Raw genomic sequence first — 17460 nt, forward strand, 5'->3', positions numbered from 1 at the left:
TTAAAACTGACTCAGAGATCGTCGTCGGCGTCGGAACCGTCGGGCGGATCGTCAGAGCCATAGTCGGCATTAATATTGGATTCCGGCACCTCGGGGGCAAGCCTGCGGACCTCGACGACCTTCGCACCGGGGAAGCGCGACAGCACCTCCTGCACGCGCGGATCGGCCTCGGCGGTACGCGCGTGTTCCTGCTTGGCGGCCTGGCTCATCGAGCGCAGCGTCGCCTGGCCCTGCTCGTTGGACACAATGATGGTCCAGCGGCGGCCGGTCCACAGCTCGAATTTTCGCGCGAGCTCGGAGATCATCGTTTTCGACGCGTTCGGCTCGAGCGCGACTTCCAGCCGGCCCTCCTCGAAACGAACCAGGCGCATGTCGCCTTCGAGCGCGGCCTTGGTCATGAGGTCGCGCCTCTGCCCGGCGAGCGCAACGAGCTGGGTGAAGCTGGTGATGCGCAGCTGGGGTGCGGCAACTTGCGGATCCGGCGCGGGCGCCGCCATCTGCGGCCGGGCACCGCCACCGAACGATGACGGCGACGAGGTCGGCATGCGGACCGGCGCGGCAGAGGTCACAGACGCCGCGGAGGCCATCGGTGCCGTCGGCGCGCCGCTGCGCGCAGCACCGCCGCCGCTCACGACCGGCGAACCGCCGCCGTTCTGCTCCAGCATCCTGATGGCTTCGTCCGGCGTCGGCAGGTCGGCGACATAGGCGATGCGCACCAGCACCATCTCGGCGGCCGCAGCAGGGCGCGTCGCGGCCTGCACCTCCGTGATGCCCTTGAGCAGCATCTGCCACATCCGCGACAGCACGCGCATCGAGATTTTCGAGGCAAAATCCTTCGCGCGCACGCGCTCGGTCTCGCCATAGGCGACGTTGTCGGCGGTAACAGGCACGATCTTCACGCGGGTGACGAAATTGACGAATTCGGCGAGGTCCGAGAGCACGACGATCGGATCGGCGCCGACGTCGTACTGGTCGCGGAACTCCTTGAAGGCGCTCGCGATGTCACCGCGCGCCAGCGAATCGAAGAGGTCAATGACGCGGGTGCGGTCGGCAAGGCCTAGCATCTGCCTGACCGCATCGGCCTTCACGGTGCCCGCCGCATGCGCGATCGCCTGGTCGAGCAGCGACAGCGAATCGCGCACCGAGCCTTCCGCAGCACGCGCGATGATGCCGAGCGCCTCCGGCTCGATCTCGACGCTTTCCTTCGCGGCGATGTTGGCGAGATGTTTCATCAGCACGTCGGCCTCGACCCGGCGCAGGTCAAAACGCTGGCAGCGCGACAGCACCGTGACCGGAACCTTGCGAATCTCGGTGGTCGCGAACACGAATTTGGCGTGCTCCGGCGGTTCCTCCAGCGTCTTCAGGAAGGCGTTGAACGCCGCCGTCGACAGCATGTGGACTTCGTCGATGATGTAGACCTTGTAGCGGGCGCTGGCCGGCGCGTAGCGCACGCTGTCATTGATCTGGCGGACGTCGTCGACGCCTGTATGCGATGCCGCGTCCATCTCCAGCACGTCCATGTGCCGGCTTTCCATGATCGCCTGGCAATGCACGCCGAGGGTCGGCATGTGGATGGTCGGCCCCTTCACCGAGCCGTCCGGCATCTCGTAGTTGAGCGCACGGGCCAGAATGCGCGCGGTGGTGGTCTTGCCGACACCGCGGACGCCGGTGAGGATCCAGGCCTGCGGAATGCGCCCGGTCTCGAACGCATTGGAGACAGTGCGGACCACGGCCTCCTGGCCGATCAGATCGTCGAAGCTCGAGGGGCGGTATTTGCGCGCCAGCACCCGGTAAGGTGCGTTGCCGGCCTGGCCGGCGCTGTTAGAGTTAGGAGGGGCGCCAGCGTCGGTCATCGGTCAATCCGCAATGGAATGTCTCTCGGCTGGCTTTTGCGGACAGGAGCGCGCTGGCGGGAAGCCCGCCTGCGCAATTCGCTCGAAAAAACAGGTAGGAGACTGACGAGCGACCCGATCCGGACCTCGTTAGGGCTGCTTCCTTCCGGACCTGACCCGGTTGGCGAGTGGCTCGTCCACCGCCAATCTCCCGGTCCCTATTTGGGGCCAAAAGGTCGGGAAAGCAAGCGGGTATCACTTTGCCCAGCTTGATCTTGCCCAGCATCCGGGCAATCCCGGGACTGCCCAGCCGATAGGCGGTGCTTTCACCAGCCCAGCCGCCTTGGTAAGAACGCGTGGCGGAACTCCACCTCACCAGAAAAGCGATTGATCCCAATGGTTACACGTCGTGATGTTGCATCGATTGTCGGACTTGGCGCCATCGGCGCGGCGGCCGCGGGCGCGCTGGCCTCTCCGGCCGTGGCCCAGGCCGCCGATCCCAACGAATCGACCTTTGCCCGCATCCGCCGCACCAAGAAGATGCGGATCGGCGCAGTCGGCGGCGGCGCACCCTATTACATGAAGGACCTTGCCAGCGGCCAGTGGAAGGGTTTTTACGTCGACATCGCCAAGGCGCTCGCCGACGACATGGAAGCCGAGCTCGAGATCACCGAGACCACCTGGGGCAATTCGGTGCTCGATCTCCAGTCCAACAAGATCGACATCTTCTTCGGTCTCAACCCGACCCCGAAGCGCGCACTGGTGGTCGATTTCTCGGTGCCGGTCTTCAACAACGCCTTCGGCATCCTCTGCAAGAAGGACTTCAAGCCGAAGAGCTGGGCCGAGCTGAACTCGCCTGACATCAAGATTGCGGTCGACCAGGGCTCGTCGCACGACCAAGTCGTCAGCCGCCTGACGCCAAAGGCGCAGATCTCGCGGCTGAAAACGGCCGACGATGCCACCGCGGCGCTGCAGACCGGCCGCGTCGATGCGCAGTGCCTGATCACCATGCTGTCGCTGACGGTGCTGAAGAAGAACCCCTCGCTCGGCCAGTTCGTGCTGCCGACGCCGATCTTCGCCACGACGTCGAATGCCGGCTTCCGCCGCGAGAACGACAAGACCTTCCGCGACTACGTCAACACCTGGATCGACTTCAACAAGGGCCTCGGCTTCATCCGCAACGCGATCATCACCAACATGGAGCTGGTGGGCGTGACCGAAGCGGACATTCCGCCCGGCGTTTCGCTGTAAGGTGTGATGAGCGCCGCTGCATCGGCACTGTCGCTGCGCTCCCTCTCCCGCTTGCGGGAGAGGGTTGGGGTGAGGGTGTCTCCGCAGAGGGGCTCCCCAAGAGGACAGAGCCTCACCCGTGTCGCATCTTCGATGCGACACGACCTCTCCCGCAAGCGGGAGAGGTAAAGTAAGAAGACACGCATGTATCATTGGGACTTCGGCATCCTCTGGAGCTATCGCTGGCTCTTTCTCAACGGGCTCGGCGTTACCGTCGGCTTCACCGTGGTCATCGTGGTGCTCGGGCTGGTGTTCGGTCTGTTCGGCGCGTTCGGCACCCTGTCGCGCTTCAGAGCAGTGCGCATGATCGCGCTGACCTTCATCGAGGCGTTCCGCTGCACGCCGATCCTGGTGCAGCTGATCTGGTTCTATTACGCTCTGCCGATCCTCGCCGGCATCGACATGACGCCGATCACCGCGTCGGCGCTGGCGCTCTCGCTCTATGGCGGCTCGTTCTATTCGGAGATCATCCGCGGCGGCATCATCTCGATCGACCGCGGCCAGTCCGAAGCCGGCGCCGCGCTCGGCATGACGCCGGGCCAGAGCATGCGGCGTATCGTGCTGCCGCAGGCGATCAAGCGCATGATCCCGGCGCTGATGAACCAGTCGATCATCCAGTTCAAGAACACCTCGCTGGTCTCGGTGCTGGCGGTGCCTGATCTGGTCTATCAAAGCCAAGTCGCGGCCCATGACAGCTACCGGCCGCTGGAGACCTACACTGCGGTCGCGGTGGCCTATGCGGCGATCCTGATTCCGCTCACCATCATCGTCCGCCGCGGCGAGAAGCGACTGGCGGTCAGCGAATGAGCGAGCCATCCAAGAACACTTCGAAAATCGAGATCCGTGGCTTGCGCAAGAGCTTCGGCAACAACGAGGTCCTGAAGAACATTAGCCTCGACGTTGCCAAGGGCGGTGTCGTGGCACTGATCGGGCCGTCCGGCTCGGGCAAGTCGACCCTGCTCCGCTGCATCAATCTGCTGGTCGCACCCGATGGCGGCAGCGTCCGGGTCGGCGACACCCGCTTTGCGTTCGGCGAGGGCGCAAAGCTGCCCGACGTGAAGACACTCGCCAGATTCCGCGCCACCACCGGCATGGTGTTCCAGCATTTTAATCTGTTCCCGCACATGACGACGCTGCAAAACGTGATGGAGGGACCGGTCACGGTGCGGCGCATGGCCAAGGCGGATGCCGAGAAGCTCGCGCGCACGCAACTCGCCAAGGTGGGCCTTGTCGAGAAGGCGGACCAGTATCCGGCGACGCTCTCCGGCGGCCAGAAGCAGCGTGTCGCGATCGCGCGTGCGCTCGCGATGGAGCCGGATGTCATGCTGTTCGACGAAGCGACGTCGGCGCTCGATCCCGAGCTCGTCGGTGAGGTGCTGAACGTGATCCAGCAATTGGCCTCCGAAGGCATGACCATGGTGATCGTGACCCATGAGATCGCCTTTGCCCGTGAAGTCGCCGACCGCCTCATCTTCATGCGCGACGGCGTCGTCGTCGAGGAAGGTCCGGCGCGGCAGGTGATCGACAATCCGCAAGCTCCCGCGACGCGCGCCTTCCTCAGCCACTTCCACCGCACCGGCGCGCTGCCGCCGGCCACCGCGACACCGTGATGCCGAATATCGACCGCGCCTATCTCGTCACCGGTGCCGCCAGCGGCATCGGCCGCGCCACTGCAAAACTGCTTGCCGCGCCCGGCGTCGCGCTTCTGCTGCACACGCGCGCGAACGCAGAAGGTCTCGATGCCGTGGCGGCGGAGACCGAGGCGAAGGGCGCTGTGGTCGCCAAATGTCTTGGCGATCTCGCCGAGGAGACCGCGGCCACGGAAGCCATCACCGCCACGCAACGCGCCTTCGGCCGGCTCGACGGATTGATCCTGGTCGGCGGCCACGCTCGCCGCGGCAGCGCCATCGGCACGCCGGCCGATCAGTTTCGCCAGGCGATGAATGAATCGGCACTCGCGTTCACGCGGATGGTCGAGGCGGCGCTTCCACTGCTGCGTGCCGGGCAAGATCCACGGATCATCGCGGTATCGTCCTTTGTGGCACATGCGATCCGACCCGAATTCGCGCCGTTCGCGGCGACGGCGGCGAGCCGCTCCGCGCTGGAAGCGCTGGTGCGGCTGACCGCGATCGAGCTTGCGAAAGACGGCATCACCGTCAACGCGGTTGCGCCGGGTCTCATCGTCAAGGACAAGCCGAGCGAGAGCCGGCTGTCGCCCGAGCAGATCGCCGCGACCGAGGCGCTGATCCCGATGCGCCGCCGCGGGCGGCCGGAAGAGGTCGCCGAGATCATCGCCTTCCTGGCGTCACCAAGAGCGTCTTACGTCACAGGCCAGATCTGGCACGTCAATGGAGGCCTGACATGACCGAAGCGACCGTCGAACGTCTCCGCCTGTTCCTGATCGAGAGCCCGATCAAGATGGCGCGCCTGCAGGGCGTCGGCAACGTCAAGGGCACGGTGAAGCGCGTGCTGATCGAGCTGACGTCGAGCGACGGCGTGATCGGCTGGGGCGAGGCGGCGCCGTGGGAGGTCTTCACGGGAACGCCGGAAGCGGCGTTCTCGGCGCTCGATATCTATCTGCGGCCGATTCTGCTCGGCAAATCCGTGCGCCGCATTCGCGCGCTGATGGCGGAGCTCGACCGCGCGCTGGTCGGCCACACCGAGGCCAAGGTCGCGATCGAGATGGCGCTGCTGGACATCATCGGCAAATCGTCGGGGCTGTCGGTCGCGGACCTGCTCGGCGGCCGCGTGCGCGATACGATCCCGCTGTCGTTCTCGATTGCCGATCCGGATTTCGCCGCCGATCTCGAGCGCATGCGAAAGATGGTTCCGGACGGCAACGTCATCTACAAGGTCAAGACCGGCGTGAAGCCGCATCGGGAAGACCTCGATCATCTCGCCGCGATCCGCAAAGAGTTCGGCGACAAGGTCGATCTGCGCGTCGACTACAACCAGGCGCTGGTGCCGTTCGGCGCCATCAAGATCCTGCGCGATGTCGAGGAGTTCGCACCGACCTTCATCGAGCAGCCGGTGCCGCGCAAATTTCTCGACGTGATGGCGCAGCTCACCGCCGCGCTGGAAACGCCTGTGCTCGCCGACGAAAGCTGCTTCGACCGTCGCGACATGATGGAGGTGGTGCGCCGCGAGGCGGCCGATGCCGTCTCGATCAAGCTGATGAAGGCCGGCGGCCTGTTCGAGGCGCAGGCGATCATGGCGATCGCCGACATCGCCGGCCTGCCGGGCTATGGCGGCACGCTGTGGGAGGGCGGCATTGGGCTAGCCGCCGGCACACAGCTGATCGCGGCAACACCGGGCATCTCGCTCGGCTGCGAGTTCTACATGCCGCATCATGTGCTGACGGAGGATGTGCTCGAAGAGCGCGTTGCGAACCGCGGAGGTCACGTTGTCGTGCCCGACGGCCCCGGCCTCGGTATTCGCGTCAGCGAAGCCTCGATTCGCGCCAATGCGCGGGTGCTGGCGGAGGCGTAGGTTCTGTCATTCCGGGGCGCGCAGCGCACCTGGAATGCCGACCGCGTATGCGGCTCCGATCCTTCCCCTATCGGAATCGGTATCGTATGGTCCCGCCAAATGTGCCCGCCCCCGGGCAATCTGGAAACGCATATGTCCGATCCCGCCTGGTCGCTGCACTCCCGCCTGAAAGAGGACACCATCGACATCGGCGACCTGCCACTGTCGAAGGTGCTGGTCATCAAGGACGCGCATTATCCCTGGCTGCTGCTGGTGCCGCGGCGCACCGACGCGGTCGAGATCATCGATCTCGACGAGGTCCAGCAGGCGCAGCTGATGACCGAGATCTCCCGCGTCTCGCGTGCGCTGAAGGAGATCACCAAATGCGACAAGCTCAACGTCGCAGCGCTCGGCAACCTCGTGCCGCAGCTTCACGTTCACATCATCGCGCGCCGCACCGGCGACGCCGCCTGGCCGCGGCCGGTCTGGGGCGTGATGCCGCCTCTGGCGCATGACGCCACCGAGGTGCAGAATTTCATCAGCGCGCTTCGCCGAAAAATCTGGTTGGGCTGAAAGAACAAGAAATGTCAGCATTCGAACTCGTTTCCGCTGGGGCAACCGGCCTTCGTCACCAATGTCCTCGACCGCGCCGCGCATTTGCGCCGTGACGACGAAAAACTGTTCGCGATGGAACAGAGATCATCGTCGCGCGCCTATGTCGTCTATCGCGACTCGCTCCTGGTGAAGCGCGAGGGCGAAAAGGTGCGCGCACTGCTCTCGATCGACGAAGCGCTGAAATGCGGCGCCAATCCCGGCACGATCTTTCTGGGTTTGCGCGACGGCGCCGCGATCTTCGGCATGGGTCTGGCACAAGCTGCCGCCGAGAAGCTGATCGGCCGCGAGGATTACACCGTCACAGAGCTGCGCGGCATGGCGATGCAGGGCGCGATTCCGCCCGACGAGCTATCGGCGATCGCGATGGCGAAATCGATGGTGGGCTGGCACCAGCGCCACGGCTATTGCGCCAATTGCGGCACCCGCAGCGCGATGAAGGAAGGCGGCTGGAAGCGCGAATGCCCTGCCTGCAAGGCCGAACATTTCCCGCGCACCGACCCGGTCGTGATCATGCACGTCTCCTCCGGAGACAAATGCCTGCTCGGCCGTCAGAAGCAGTTTCCGCCGGGCATGTATTCCTGCCTCGCCGGCTTCGTCGAGGCCGCCGAGACCATCGAGGACGCAGTGCGCCGCGAGATCCTCGAAGAGTCAGGCATACGCTGCACCGACGTGCAGTATTACATGACGCAGCCCTGGCCCTATCCGTCGTCCCTGATGATCGGTTGCAGCGCGCGGGCCTTGAACGAGGACATCGTCGTCGATCATTCCGAGCTCGAGGATGCGCGCTGGTTCACGCGCGAGCAAGCGGCGCTGATGCTGACGCGGACCCATCCCGACGGGCTCGCCGGCCCGCATCCCTTCGCCATCGCGCATCATCTGCTCGGCCGCTGGGTGCACAACAAGAGCTGACCGCAGATGGCTGCATCAGGGATCGCGCCGCGCATCCTCTGCATCGGCATTCCCGTGCGCGACCTTATCTTTCAGGTCGATTCCGTGCCGGCGCGCGGCAGCAAGGCCAACGCCACGCATCTTGCCGAGATCTGCGGCGGCAATGCGCTCAATGCCGCGATCGCGATGGCGCGGCTCGGTGGCCGCGTCGCGTTTGCCGGGTCGATGGGCGATGCGCGGGAGACGTCGAGCAGCTTCATCCTCGAGCGGATGGCGGCCGAGGGCATCGACATCAGACATATCGTGCGCATGCCGGATGCGGCCACGCCCGTCTCTGCGATCATCATCGACGTGACCGGCGAGCGAACACTGACGATCTATCGCGATCCCGCGCTGTGGACCGTGAAGCTATCAGATGCAGAGGAGCTCCTCGCCGATTGTCAGGCCGTCCTCGTCGAGAGCCGCTGCGGCGCCTTCTGCATCGAACTCTGCGCCGAGGCGCGCCGGCGCGGCATTCCCGTCATCGTCGGCGTCGACCGCGCGATGGCGCTGACTGATGGCCTGCTCACGGCCGCCTCGCATCTGCTGTTTTCCAGCGAGCAGGTACAGGAGACGGCCGGCGTCGCTGACGACGGCGAGGCCTTGAAGCGGCTGGCCGGGCTGACACCAGCTTTCCTCGCGGCGACCCGCGGCCCGCGCGGCACGATCTGGCTGAACGAGGCGGCCACGCCGGAGCAGACGCCGGCCTTCCCGGTTGACGCCGTCGATACGCTCGGGGCCGGCGACGTCTTCCACGGCGCCTTCGCGCTTCGGCTTGCCGAGGGCGGCGGCGTGCGGGAGGCGTTGCGATTCGCCGCGGCTGCCGCAGCACTGAAATGCACCCGCCATGGCGGCGGCCTGGCCGCCCCACAACGTATTGAAGTTGAAGACCTTTTGCGCAAGCCATGAGGAGTTGAGCCGGTCGGTCGTCGAGATTATAGGCTTGCTATAGAATGATTTTCTATATATCAGGTAAATTGACCCATGAAATGGAACAAAGTTCTTCAAATGACCGACGTCGCCGTCCAACTCCCCGAGACCAGCCGCCGCCTCGACGCCATCGACCGCAAGATCCTGATGGTGCTCCAGGAGGATGCCTCCCTGTCCGTTGCCGAAATCGGCGACCGCGTCGGGCTGTCCTCGACCCCCTGCTGGAAGCGCATCCAGCGCCTGGAGGCCGACGGCGTGATCCTGAAGCGGGTGGCGCTGGTCGATCAGAACAAGATCGGGCTCGGCATCTCCGTGTTCGTGTCGGTGGAGAGCTCGGATCATTCCGACGCCTGGCTCAAGAAGTTCGCCGAGGCGGTCAGCGCCATGCCCGAGGTGATGGAATTCTACCGGATGGCCGGCGACGTCGACTACATGCTGCGCGTCGTGGTCGCGGACATGCAGGCCTATGACATATTCTACAAGAAGCTGATCAGCGCCGTGCCGCTGAAGAACGTCACCTCGCGCTTCGCGATGGAGAAGATCAAGTCGGTCACCGCGCTGCCGATCCCGGCGGTGGTGACGGCTTAAGTCTGCTCAAGGACCGCGACGCTTCTACGGCAATCGTCATGGCCGGGCTTGTCCCGGCCATCCACGTCTTTGCATTCGCGTATGAGGAGAGGCGTGGATGCCCGGGACAAGCCCGGGCATGACGGCGGAGATAGCGGCGTCCAGTATCTCTGAAACGCCTCAGATCTTCTGATTGTACTCGCCGACTTCGGGATGGGTGCGCAGCACGCTGTTCACCATCTCGAACATGTCGTGCATGCGTTGCTCGGAGACCGGGCTCTCGACCACGACGACGAGCTCGGGCTTGTTGGAGGAAGCGCGCACCAGGCCCCAGCTGCCGTCCTCGACCGTGACGCGCACGCCGTTGACGGTGACGAGATCGCGGATCGCCTGACCGCCGATCTTCGCGCCCTTCGCCTGCAGGCCCTCAAAATGCTTCACCACCTGGTCGATCACACCATACTTGGTCTCGTCGGCGCAATGCGGTGACATGGTCGGCGACGACCAGGTCTTCGGCAGCGCGTTCTTCAGATCGGCCATCGACTTGCCGGGCGCACGGTCGAGCATGTCGCAGATCGCGAGCGCCGAGACGAGACCGTCGTCATAGCCGCGTCCATACGGGTTGTTGAAGAAGAAATGGCCGGACTTCTCGAAGCCCGCGAGCGCACCGGTCTCGTTGGTGCGGCGTTTCATGTAGGAATGGCCGGTCTTCCAGTAGGCGGTCCTGGCGCCCTGCTTCTGCAAGACGGGATCGGTGATGAACAGGCCGGTCGACTTCACGTCGACGATGAACTGCGCATCCTTGTGGATCGCCGACATGTCGCGCGCCAGCATCACGCCGACCTTGTCGGCAAAGATCTCCTCGCCGGTGTTGTCGACGACGCCGCAGCGGTCGCCGTCACCGTCGAAGCCGAGGCCGACATCGGCCTTGTGATGCAGCACCGCATCGCGGATCGCGTGCAGCATTTCCATGTCTTCCGGATTCGGATTGTATTTCGGGAAGGTGTGGTCGAGCTCGGTGTCGAGCGGAATCACCTCGCAACCGATCGCCTCCAGCACCTGCGGCGCGAATGCGCCGGCGGTGCCGTTGCCGCAGGCCGCGACCACTTTCAGCTTGCGCTTGAGCTTCGGGCGGTTGGTGAGGTCGGCGATGTAGCGCGCCGGATAGTTCTCGTGGAACTGGTAGGAGCCGCCGGCCTTGTTGTTGAAATCGGCGTTGAGTACGATCTCCTTCAGCCGCGTCATCTCATCAGGGCCGAAGGTCAGCGGACGGTTGGCGCCCATCTTCACGCCGGTCCAGCCATTGTCGTTGTGCGAGGCCGTGACCATGGCGACGCAGGGCACGTCGAGGTCGAACTGCGCGAAATAGGCCATCGGCGTCACCGCAAGCCCGATGTCGTGCACCTTGCAACCGGCCGCCATCAGGCCGGAGATCAGCGCATATTTGATCGAGGCCGAATAGCCGCGGAAGTCATGCCCGGTGACGATCTCTTGGCTGACGCCGAGTTCCGCAATCAGCGCGCCCAGCCCCATGCCGAGCGCCTGCACGCCCATGAGGTTGATTTCCTTCTGGAACAGCCAGCGCGCGTCGTACTCGCGAAAACCGGTCGGCTTCACCATCGGCTCGGATTCGAAGGCGTAGGTGTTAGGCAGCAAGACGGATTTCGGCTTGGGAAACATTGAGACGGTCTCGTGAAAAGGCAGGAATTGATGCAGCCTTAGCGAATGCCGGGCCGCAGCGGAAGGCGGGAATGAATGCTTATGGCCGATAATTGCGGCAGTTTGGTAACGGAAAAACGTTACCTGCCGCAGGCTCGCTCAGGGCAATATCGAGATTGTCCGGCTGCAATCAGCTCGAACTTACTGCTCCAGCACCATCTGGCCGTTGGCGTACTCAAAGCGCTTCAGGCGGGACAGGAAGGAGAGACCGAGCAAATTCTCCGACAGCGCCTCGTCCGGCAGCACCATGGCATCGACATCGCGCACGATGAGACCACCGACGTCCAGCATGGCGATGCGGGTACGCGCGGCCTTGATGGTGCCGTTGGCGGTGGTGACGGTGGCGTTGTAGTCGCTGCGCGAAGGACGCAGACCGAAGCGGGCGGCCGACGTTTCGTTCAGCGCCACCACGGAGGCGCCGGTGTCGACCATGAAGCCGATGCGCTGGCCGTCGACGCGGCCTTCGGTCTGGAAGTGGCCACGGCCGTCGCGGGGAATGTTGAGGCTGCGGCCGCCCGCCGGCGCCGTGGTCGCAACCGCGACCGTCGTCTGCGGCGCTGACGTGGCGGACGCGGAGCTCATCTTGTCCGCCAGCTGCGCCATGAAAGTGCCGAGGCCGATCATGATGGCCGCGAAGATCATAATGTTACGCATCACACCACTTCCGAGCCGAAAGCTCGATTTCACCACGCAACACACCTGGCCGCGAGCGCCGCCACGACAGAGCCGGTGTCATTTTGACGAAAAGGATGAGCGTACGGTTAATGGCGGGGCGCGATTTCTCACGTCCCGCGCGGCTTGACCCGCCGGGTCGGCAGCGCGCTTGCCGGATCTTCGGGCCAGGGATGGCGGGGATAGCGGCCGCGCAGATCGGAGCGCACCGCGGCGTAGCTGCCGCGCCAAAAACCGGGGAGATCGCGCGTCACCTGCACCGCGCGTTGCGCCGGCGACAGCAGTTCCAGCACCAGCGGCACCTTGCCGCCGGCGATCGACGGATGCGTGTTGAGCCCGAACAATTCCTGCAGGCGCACGGCGATGGTCGGCCCCTGCTCAGCCTCGTAGTCGATCGCGAGCACGCTTCCCGTCGGCGCCTCGAAATGGGTCGGCGCCTCGCGGTCGAGCCGCGCGCGCATCTCCCACGGCAATAGCGCCATCAGCGCATCGGAGAGATCGCCGGCGGAGATGTCCTTCAGCGCGATCTTGTCGTTGAGCGCCGGCACCAGCCAGTCGTCGCGCCGCGCGATCAGCCCGTCGTCGGAGAGATCAGGCCAGCCATCGCCCTCGGCCTTGCGCAAGAACATGACGCGGTCGCGCCATTGTTTGGCGGCTTTCGACCAAGGCAGCCGGTCGAGGCCGGCAGCGATCAGCCCATCGGCAAAAATGCGCGCGGTGTCTTCCGACGGCGACACGGCAAGCGTGGCCTCGGACAGCGTGATCGCATGCAGCACGCGCTTGCGCCGCGCGCGCAGCGCCATCGCGCCACGGTCGAAGAATATCTCGTCGGCCGTGTCGATATGCTCGGCGAAATGCCGCTCGATATCGTCCTCGGCGATCGGCGCGGCGAGCAGGATGCGGCCGCTCGCGGCCGTCCCTGTCATCTCGCCGATCGCGATATAGGGCGCACGAGCAAGCGAGGAGGTCTGCTCCACCGCGGCGCCACGACCGTTGGCGAGCACGAAACTGCCATTGCCGCGGTTGCGCGCGACCCGGTCCGGAAAGGCATAGGCGAGCATCAGGCCGGTCGAGAGACCCTCCTGTTGTCCCGCCTTCTCGGACGCGGCGACCTGCGAGGCCCAGCGCCGCGCCAGATCGCGCGCACTTGCCGCCCGCGGGGAACGGTCGCGGCGGAACTGGTCGCGCCGGTGCTCGAGATCGGCGCTGTCGCCGCCGAGGCCACGCTCGGTGAGAATGGCCGCGATCTCGGCCGCTTCTTCGCCCGCGCCCGCGCGATGCGAGTCCACGATCATGCGCGCCAGCCGCGGCGGCAGCGCCAGCGCGCGCAGGCTCTTGCCCTCCGCCGTGATCCGGCCGTCGCCATCGAGCGCGTTGAGCTCGGACAGCAGGCTTTTTGCTTCCTTCCACGCCGGCTGCGGCGGCGGATCGAGGAACGACAACGCGGCAGGGTCGGCGACGCCCCATTGCGCGAGATCGAGCACCAGCGAGGAGAGGTCAGCGCTCAAAATTTCCGGCTGGGTGTAGGACGCGAGCGATGCCGTCTGCGGCTCGTCCCACAGCCGGTAACAGACGCCGGGCTCGGTACGGCCGGCGCGACCGCGGCGCTGGTCGACTGCGGCACGCGCGGCACGCACGGTCTCGAGGCGCGTCAGGCCGATGTCCGGCTCGTAGCGCGGCACGCGGGCGAGACCGGAATCGACGACGATGCGCACGCCTTCGATCGTGAGCGAGGTCTCGGCGATCGAGGTCGCGAGCACGACCTTGCGGATGCCCTTTGGCGCCGGCGCGATGGCGCGGTCCTGCACGGCGGCATCGAGTGCGCCGAACAGCGGCACGATTTCGATGCTGGCATCCTGCACGCGTTCACTGAGAAAATTCTGGGTGCGGCGGATTTCGGCGGCGCCCGGCAGGAAGGCGAGCACCGAGCCGCTGTCGGCTCGGAGCGCGGACGCAATCGCATCCGCCATCTGCCGTTCGATCGGCGCATCCGCCTTGCGGCCGAGATAACGGGTCTCGACCGCAAAAGCGCGGCCCTCGCTCTCGACGACAGGCGCCTGGCCCAGCAGCTTTGCGACACGCGCGCCGTCGAGCGTGGCCGACATCACCAGGATGCGGAGATCCTCGCGCAGGCCGAGTTGCGCATCGCGCGCCAGCGCAAGGCCCATGTCGGCGTCGAGCGAGCGTTCGTGGAATTCGTCGAACAGGATGGCCGCAATGCCCGAGAGCTCGGGATCGTCGAGGATCTGGCGGGTGAAAATGCCTTCGGTCACGACCTCGATGCGCGTGGCCCGCGAGATCTTCGAGCCGAAGCGGACACGATAGCCGACCGTTTCGCCGGCGCGCTCGCCAAGCGACTTGGCCATGCGATCGGCGCTGGCGCGGGCCGCAATGCGCCGCGGCTCCAGCACGATGATCTTCTTGCCCTTGGCCCAGGGCGCATCGAGCAGCGCCAGCGGCACCCGCGTGGTCTTGCCGGCGCCCGGAGGAGCCACCAGCACGGCCGCGTTATGCGCCTCCAGCGTGCGCGAGAGGTCGTCGAGCACGGCATCGATCGGGAGGGGCGTGTCGAAATTGCGGGGCAAGAAATCATCCGGTCGTCATGCCCGGGCTTGGCCCGAGCATCCACGTTCTTTCACCCGGCAGTGAACAAGACGTGGATGGCCGGGACAAGCCCGGCCACGACGGTTTCAGTAGACAATAGCGGGGCTATCAGCCCTGGACTGGCGGGCGGCCGATGCTCTCATAGGTGAAGCCTGCGGCAACCATGTCTTCGGGACTGTAGATGTTGCGGAGGTCGACGACGACGGGCTGCGCCATGACGCTCTTCAGCCGGTCGAGATCGAGGCCGCGGAACTGCACCCATTCGGTGACCACGACCAGCGCATCGGCGCCTTCAGCACAGGAGTACGCATCCTCAGAGTAAGTGATGCTCGGAAGCTCGCTCTTGGCCTGCTCCATGCCGACCGGATCGAACGCCTTCACCTTTGCGCCCATGTCGAGGAGCCCGGTGACCAGCGGGATCGACGGCGCGTCGCGCATGTCGTCGGTATCAGGCTTGAAGGTGAGGCCGAGCACGGCGATGGTCTTGCCACGCAGCGAGCCGCCGAGCGCCTGGCTCACTTTCCGCGCCATCGCGCGCTTGCGGTTCTCGTTGACCGCCAGCACGGATTCGACGATGCGCAAGCTCACGTCGTAGTCCTGCGCGATCTTGATCAGCGCCTTGGTGTCCTTCGGGAAGCAGGAGCCGCCGAAGCCCGGACCGGCATGCAGGAATTTCGTGCCGATGCGGTTGTCCAGCCCGATGCCGCGCGCGACCTCCTGCACGTTGGCGCCGACCTTTTCGGAGAGATCCGCAATCTCGTTGATGAAGGTGATTTTGGTCGCGAGGAACGCGTTGGCAGCGTATTTGATCATCTCGGCGGTGCGGCGCGCGGTGAACATCAGCGGCGCCTGGTTCAACGACAGCGGGCGGTAGACGTCGCCCATCACCTTGCGGCCGCGCTCGTCGGAGGTACCGACGACGACGCGATCGGGGAATTTGAAGTCGCGGATCGCCGCACCCTCGCGCAGGAACTCGGGGTTGGAGGCCACCACCACGTCCGCCTTGGGATTGGCCTCGCGGATGATGCGCTCGACCTCGTCACCGGTGCCGACCGGCACGGTCGATTTCGTCACCACGACGGTGAAGCCGGACAGCGAATGCGCGATCTCTTTCGCGGCAGCGTAGACGTAGGAGAGATCGGCATGGCCATCGCCGCGACGCGACGGTGTGCCGACTGCGATGAACACAGCATCGGCATCCGCCACCGGCTTCGACAGGTCGGTGGTGAAGCTCAGGCGCTTGGCCTTGACATTGGTCGCGACCAGCTCGTCGAGGCCAGGCTCGTAGATCGGAATCTCGCCACGATGCAGGCTAGCGATCTTCTTCTCGTCCTTGTCGACGCAGGTGACGTCGTGACCGAAATCCGCAAAGCAGGCTCCGGACACCAGTCCCACATAGCCCGTTCCGATCATCGCGATGCGCATGAAAATCCCTGTTTTGGCTTGGTTAACGAAACCCCAATCCCGGGGCGGTTTAGCATTTTCCCATCGGGAAGGAAGGGCCCGCGCTCAGAAACCGGCACGCGATTTGTACCGGTAAAGAAGTCGGAAACCGTAAAGCGCGACACTGCCCCACGCCCGCACAGGACCGGGCGGAACACGCCTCGAAACGAGACACCATGGCATCATCAGGCACAATCGCCGCGAGCGAGGGCACCAGAGGCCCGGCTGCCGCGCGTGTCGACTGGGTCGACTATGCCAAGGGCATCTGCATCGTCATGGTCGTGATGATGCACTCGGTGCTGGGGGTCGAGCTCGCCGCCGGCGAGACCGGTTTCATGCATGTCCTGGTGGCCTTCGCAAAGCCGTTCCGGATGCCGGACTTCTTCTTGATTTCGGGCCTGTTCCTGCCGCTGGTGATCGATCGGGACTGGCGAACCTATCTCGACCGCAAGGTGGTGCATTTCGCTTATTTTTATGTCGTCTGGGTGACAATCCAGTTCGGCTTCAAGGCGCCTGCCTTCGCGGCCGAAACCGGTTGGCGTGATGTCGGCCTGCTCTATCTCGGATCCTTCATCGAGCCGTTCGGCACGCTCTGGTTCATCTACCTGCTGCCGATATTCTTCGTGGTCACAAAACTGACACGACGCATCCCTGCACCGGCGATCTGGCTCGTGGCGGCCGCGCTGGAGAGCGCACGCATCGCAACCGGCTGGACTGCAATCGACGAGTTCTGTGCGCGCTTCGTCTACTTCTATTCGGGCTATCTGTTCGCGCCTTACGTGTTCGCGCTGTCGGATCGCGCGCGCAGCCATCCCGCGCTGGCGCTCGCAGCGCTTGCGAGTTGGGCGCTGGTCAATGCCGGCCTCGTCGCATTCGGCGCCAGCGAATGGAAAATCGTGTCGCTCGCGCTCGGCTTCGCCGGTGCCTGTGCCATCATCACGATCGGCACGCTGCTCGCGCGCGCGCATTGGTGCAACTTCTTGCGCTTCTGCGGCGCGCATTCAATCGTGATCTATCTCGCCTTCTTCCTGCCGATGGCGGCAACGCGGACTCTGCTGCTGCACACCGGAATCATCTCCGACATCGGCATGGTGTCGCTGATCGTCACCATCGTCGGCGTGCTGGGATCGCTGGCGATCTGGCAGGCCGTGTTGCGACTCCACGCCGACTTCCTGTTCGAGCGGCCGGATGCTTTCTGGATCGCGGCGAAGAAGGCCGGGCCGGTGTTGCAGGCGGCGGAGTAGCTCGCTGTCGTCGCCCGGCTTGCCGTCTTCGCTAAAGCTTCGCCGGCCCATCGCCGAAGAGCCCGGCGAAGCCGGGACCGGGCGACCCAGTACGCCGAGACGCCAGTGATTGAGCCGAGAAGCCGCGGCGTACTGGATTCCCCGCTTTC

14 protein-coding genes, 1 other RNA gene and 1 pseudogene are annotated in these 17460 nt (G+C 65.1%); 10 read left to right on the forward strand and 6 right to left on the reverse strand.

Annotated elements, in window-relative coordinates; translation table 11 throughout:
- Window positions 1–11: 11 nt before the first annotated feature.
- Together ACP2YP_RS37505 and ffs are read right to left on the reverse strand one after the other, a co-directional pair.
- Window positions 12–1853 carry a DNA polymerase III subunit gamma/tau gene (locus tag ACP2YP_RS37505; RefSeq protein WP_426421315.1) on the reverse strand — a complete coding sequence of 614 codons (1842 nt, stop codon included), beginning with the start codon at window positions 1851–1853 and terminating at the stop codon, window positions 12–14.
- 94 nt (window positions 1854–1947) lie between these two features.
- Window positions 1948–2044, reverse strand: an RNA gene (ffs, locus tag ACP2YP_RS37510) — signal recognition particle sRNA small type.
- A gap of 184 nt (window positions 2045–2228) precedes the next feature.
- On the opposite strand from ffs, the gene ACP2YP_RS37515 reads away from it, so the two are divergent.
- From ACP2YP_RS37515 to ACP2YP_RS37555, 9 genes and pseudogenes are all read left to right on the forward strand, one after another.
- The gene (locus tag ACP2YP_RS37515; protein ID WP_426421316.1) at window positions 2229–3083 is read left to right on the forward strand and encodes a transporter substrate-binding domain-containing protein; all 855 of its coding nucleotides are present in this window, start codon (window positions 2229–2231) and stop codon (window positions 3081–3083) included.
- A 183-nt stretch (window positions 3084–3266) separates the two neighbouring features.
- Window positions 3267–3929, forward strand: a complete 663-nt coding sequence (locus ACP2YP_RS37520; RefSeq protein WP_426421317.1) for an amino acid ABC transporter permease — start codon at window positions 3267–3269, stop codon at window positions 3927–3929.
- Window positions 3926–4732, forward strand: a complete 807-nt coding sequence (locus tag ACP2YP_RS37525; protein WP_426421318.1) for an amino acid ABC transporter ATP-binding protein — start codon at window positions 3926–3928, stop codon at window positions 4730–4732. Before ACP2YP_RS37520 ends, ACP2YP_RS37525 begins: the two co-directional genes overlap by 4 nt.
- The gene (locus ACP2YP_RS37530; RefSeq protein WP_426421319.1) at window positions 4732–5487 is read left to right on the forward strand and encodes an SDR family NAD(P)-dependent oxidoreductase; all 756 of its coding nucleotides are present in this window, start codon (window positions 4732–4734) and stop codon (window positions 5485–5487) included. The genes ACP2YP_RS37525 and ACP2YP_RS37530 overlap by 1 nt, the downstream gene beginning before the upstream one ends.
- A complete protein-coding gene (locus tag ACP2YP_RS37535) occupies window positions 5484–6611 on the forward strand; it encodes a muconate cycloisomerase family protein (protein ID WP_426421320.1) in 1128 nt (375 codons plus the stop codon). The genes ACP2YP_RS37530 and ACP2YP_RS37535 overlap by 4 nt, the downstream gene beginning before the upstream one ends.
- 132 nt (window positions 6612–6743) lie before the next feature.
- On the forward strand, window positions 6744–7163 hold the full coding sequence (locus tag ACP2YP_RS37540) for an HIT domain-containing protein (RefSeq protein ID WP_426421321.1): 420 nt from the start codon (window positions 6744–6746) through the stop codon (window positions 7161–7163).
- An 11-nt stretch (window positions 7164–7174) separates the two neighbouring features.
- Window positions 7175–8114: pseudogene (gene nudC / locus ACP2YP_RS37545) on the forward strand (NAD(+) diphosphatase).
- 6 nt (window positions 8115–8120) lie between these two features.
- The gene (locus ACP2YP_RS37550) at window positions 8121–9041 is read left to right on the forward strand and encodes a sugar kinase (RefSeq protein WP_426421322.1); all 921 of its coding nucleotides are present in this window, start codon (window positions 8121–8123) and stop codon (window positions 9039–9041) included.
- Between the two features lie 99 nt (window positions 9042–9140).
- Window positions 9141–9650 carry an Lrp/AsnC family transcriptional regulator gene (locus ACP2YP_RS37555; RefSeq protein ID WP_426421323.1) on the forward strand — a complete coding sequence of 170 codons (510 nt, stop codon included), beginning with the start codon at window positions 9141–9143 and terminating at the stop codon, window positions 9648–9650.
- A gap of 159 nt (window positions 9651–9809) precedes the next feature.
- Here ACP2YP_RS37555 and ACP2YP_RS37560 read toward each other — a convergent pair whose 3' ends face one another.
- The 4 genes from ACP2YP_RS37560 to ACP2YP_RS37575 form a co-directional block, all read right to left on the reverse strand.
- A complete protein-coding gene (locus tag ACP2YP_RS37560) occupies window positions 9810–11309 on the reverse strand; it encodes a phosphomannomutase/phosphoglucomutase (RefSeq protein WP_426421324.1) in 1500 nt (499 codons plus the stop codon).
- A gap of 180 nt (window positions 11310–11489) precedes the next feature.
- Window positions 11490–12002: a TIGR02281 family clan AA aspartic protease gene (locus ACP2YP_RS37565; protein WP_426421325.1), complete on the reverse strand. Its 513-nt coding sequence runs from the start codon at window positions 12000–12002 to the stop codon at window positions 11490–11492.
- Window positions 12003–12130: 128 nt separating this feature from the next.
- Window positions 12131–14605, reverse strand: a complete 2475-nt coding sequence (gene hrpB, locus ACP2YP_RS37570) for an ATP-dependent helicase HrpB (protein WP_426421326.1) — start codon at window positions 14603–14605, stop codon at window positions 12131–12133.
- Between the two features lie 127 nt (window positions 14606–14732).
- Window positions 14733–16049: a UDP-glucose dehydrogenase family protein gene (locus ACP2YP_RS37575; RefSeq protein WP_426421327.1), complete on the reverse strand. Its 1317-nt coding sequence runs from the start codon at window positions 16047–16049 to the stop codon at window positions 14733–14735.
- Between the two features lie 194 nt (window positions 16050–16243).
- Here ACP2YP_RS37575 and ACP2YP_RS37580 point away from each other — a divergent pair, with 194 nt between their 5' ends.
- Entirely contained in the window at window positions 16244–17311 is a 1068-nt protein-coding gene (locus ACP2YP_RS37580; RefSeq protein ID WP_426421328.1) for an acyltransferase family protein, read from the forward strand.
- The last annotated feature ends 149 nt before the right edge of the window (window positions 17312–17460 follow it).

It is taken from the genome of Bradyrhizobium genosp. A (assembly GCF_049949275.1).
In the GTDB taxonomy this organism is placed as follows: domain Bacteria; phylum Pseudomonadota; class Alphaproteobacteria; order Rhizobiales; family Xanthobacteraceae; genus Bradyrhizobium.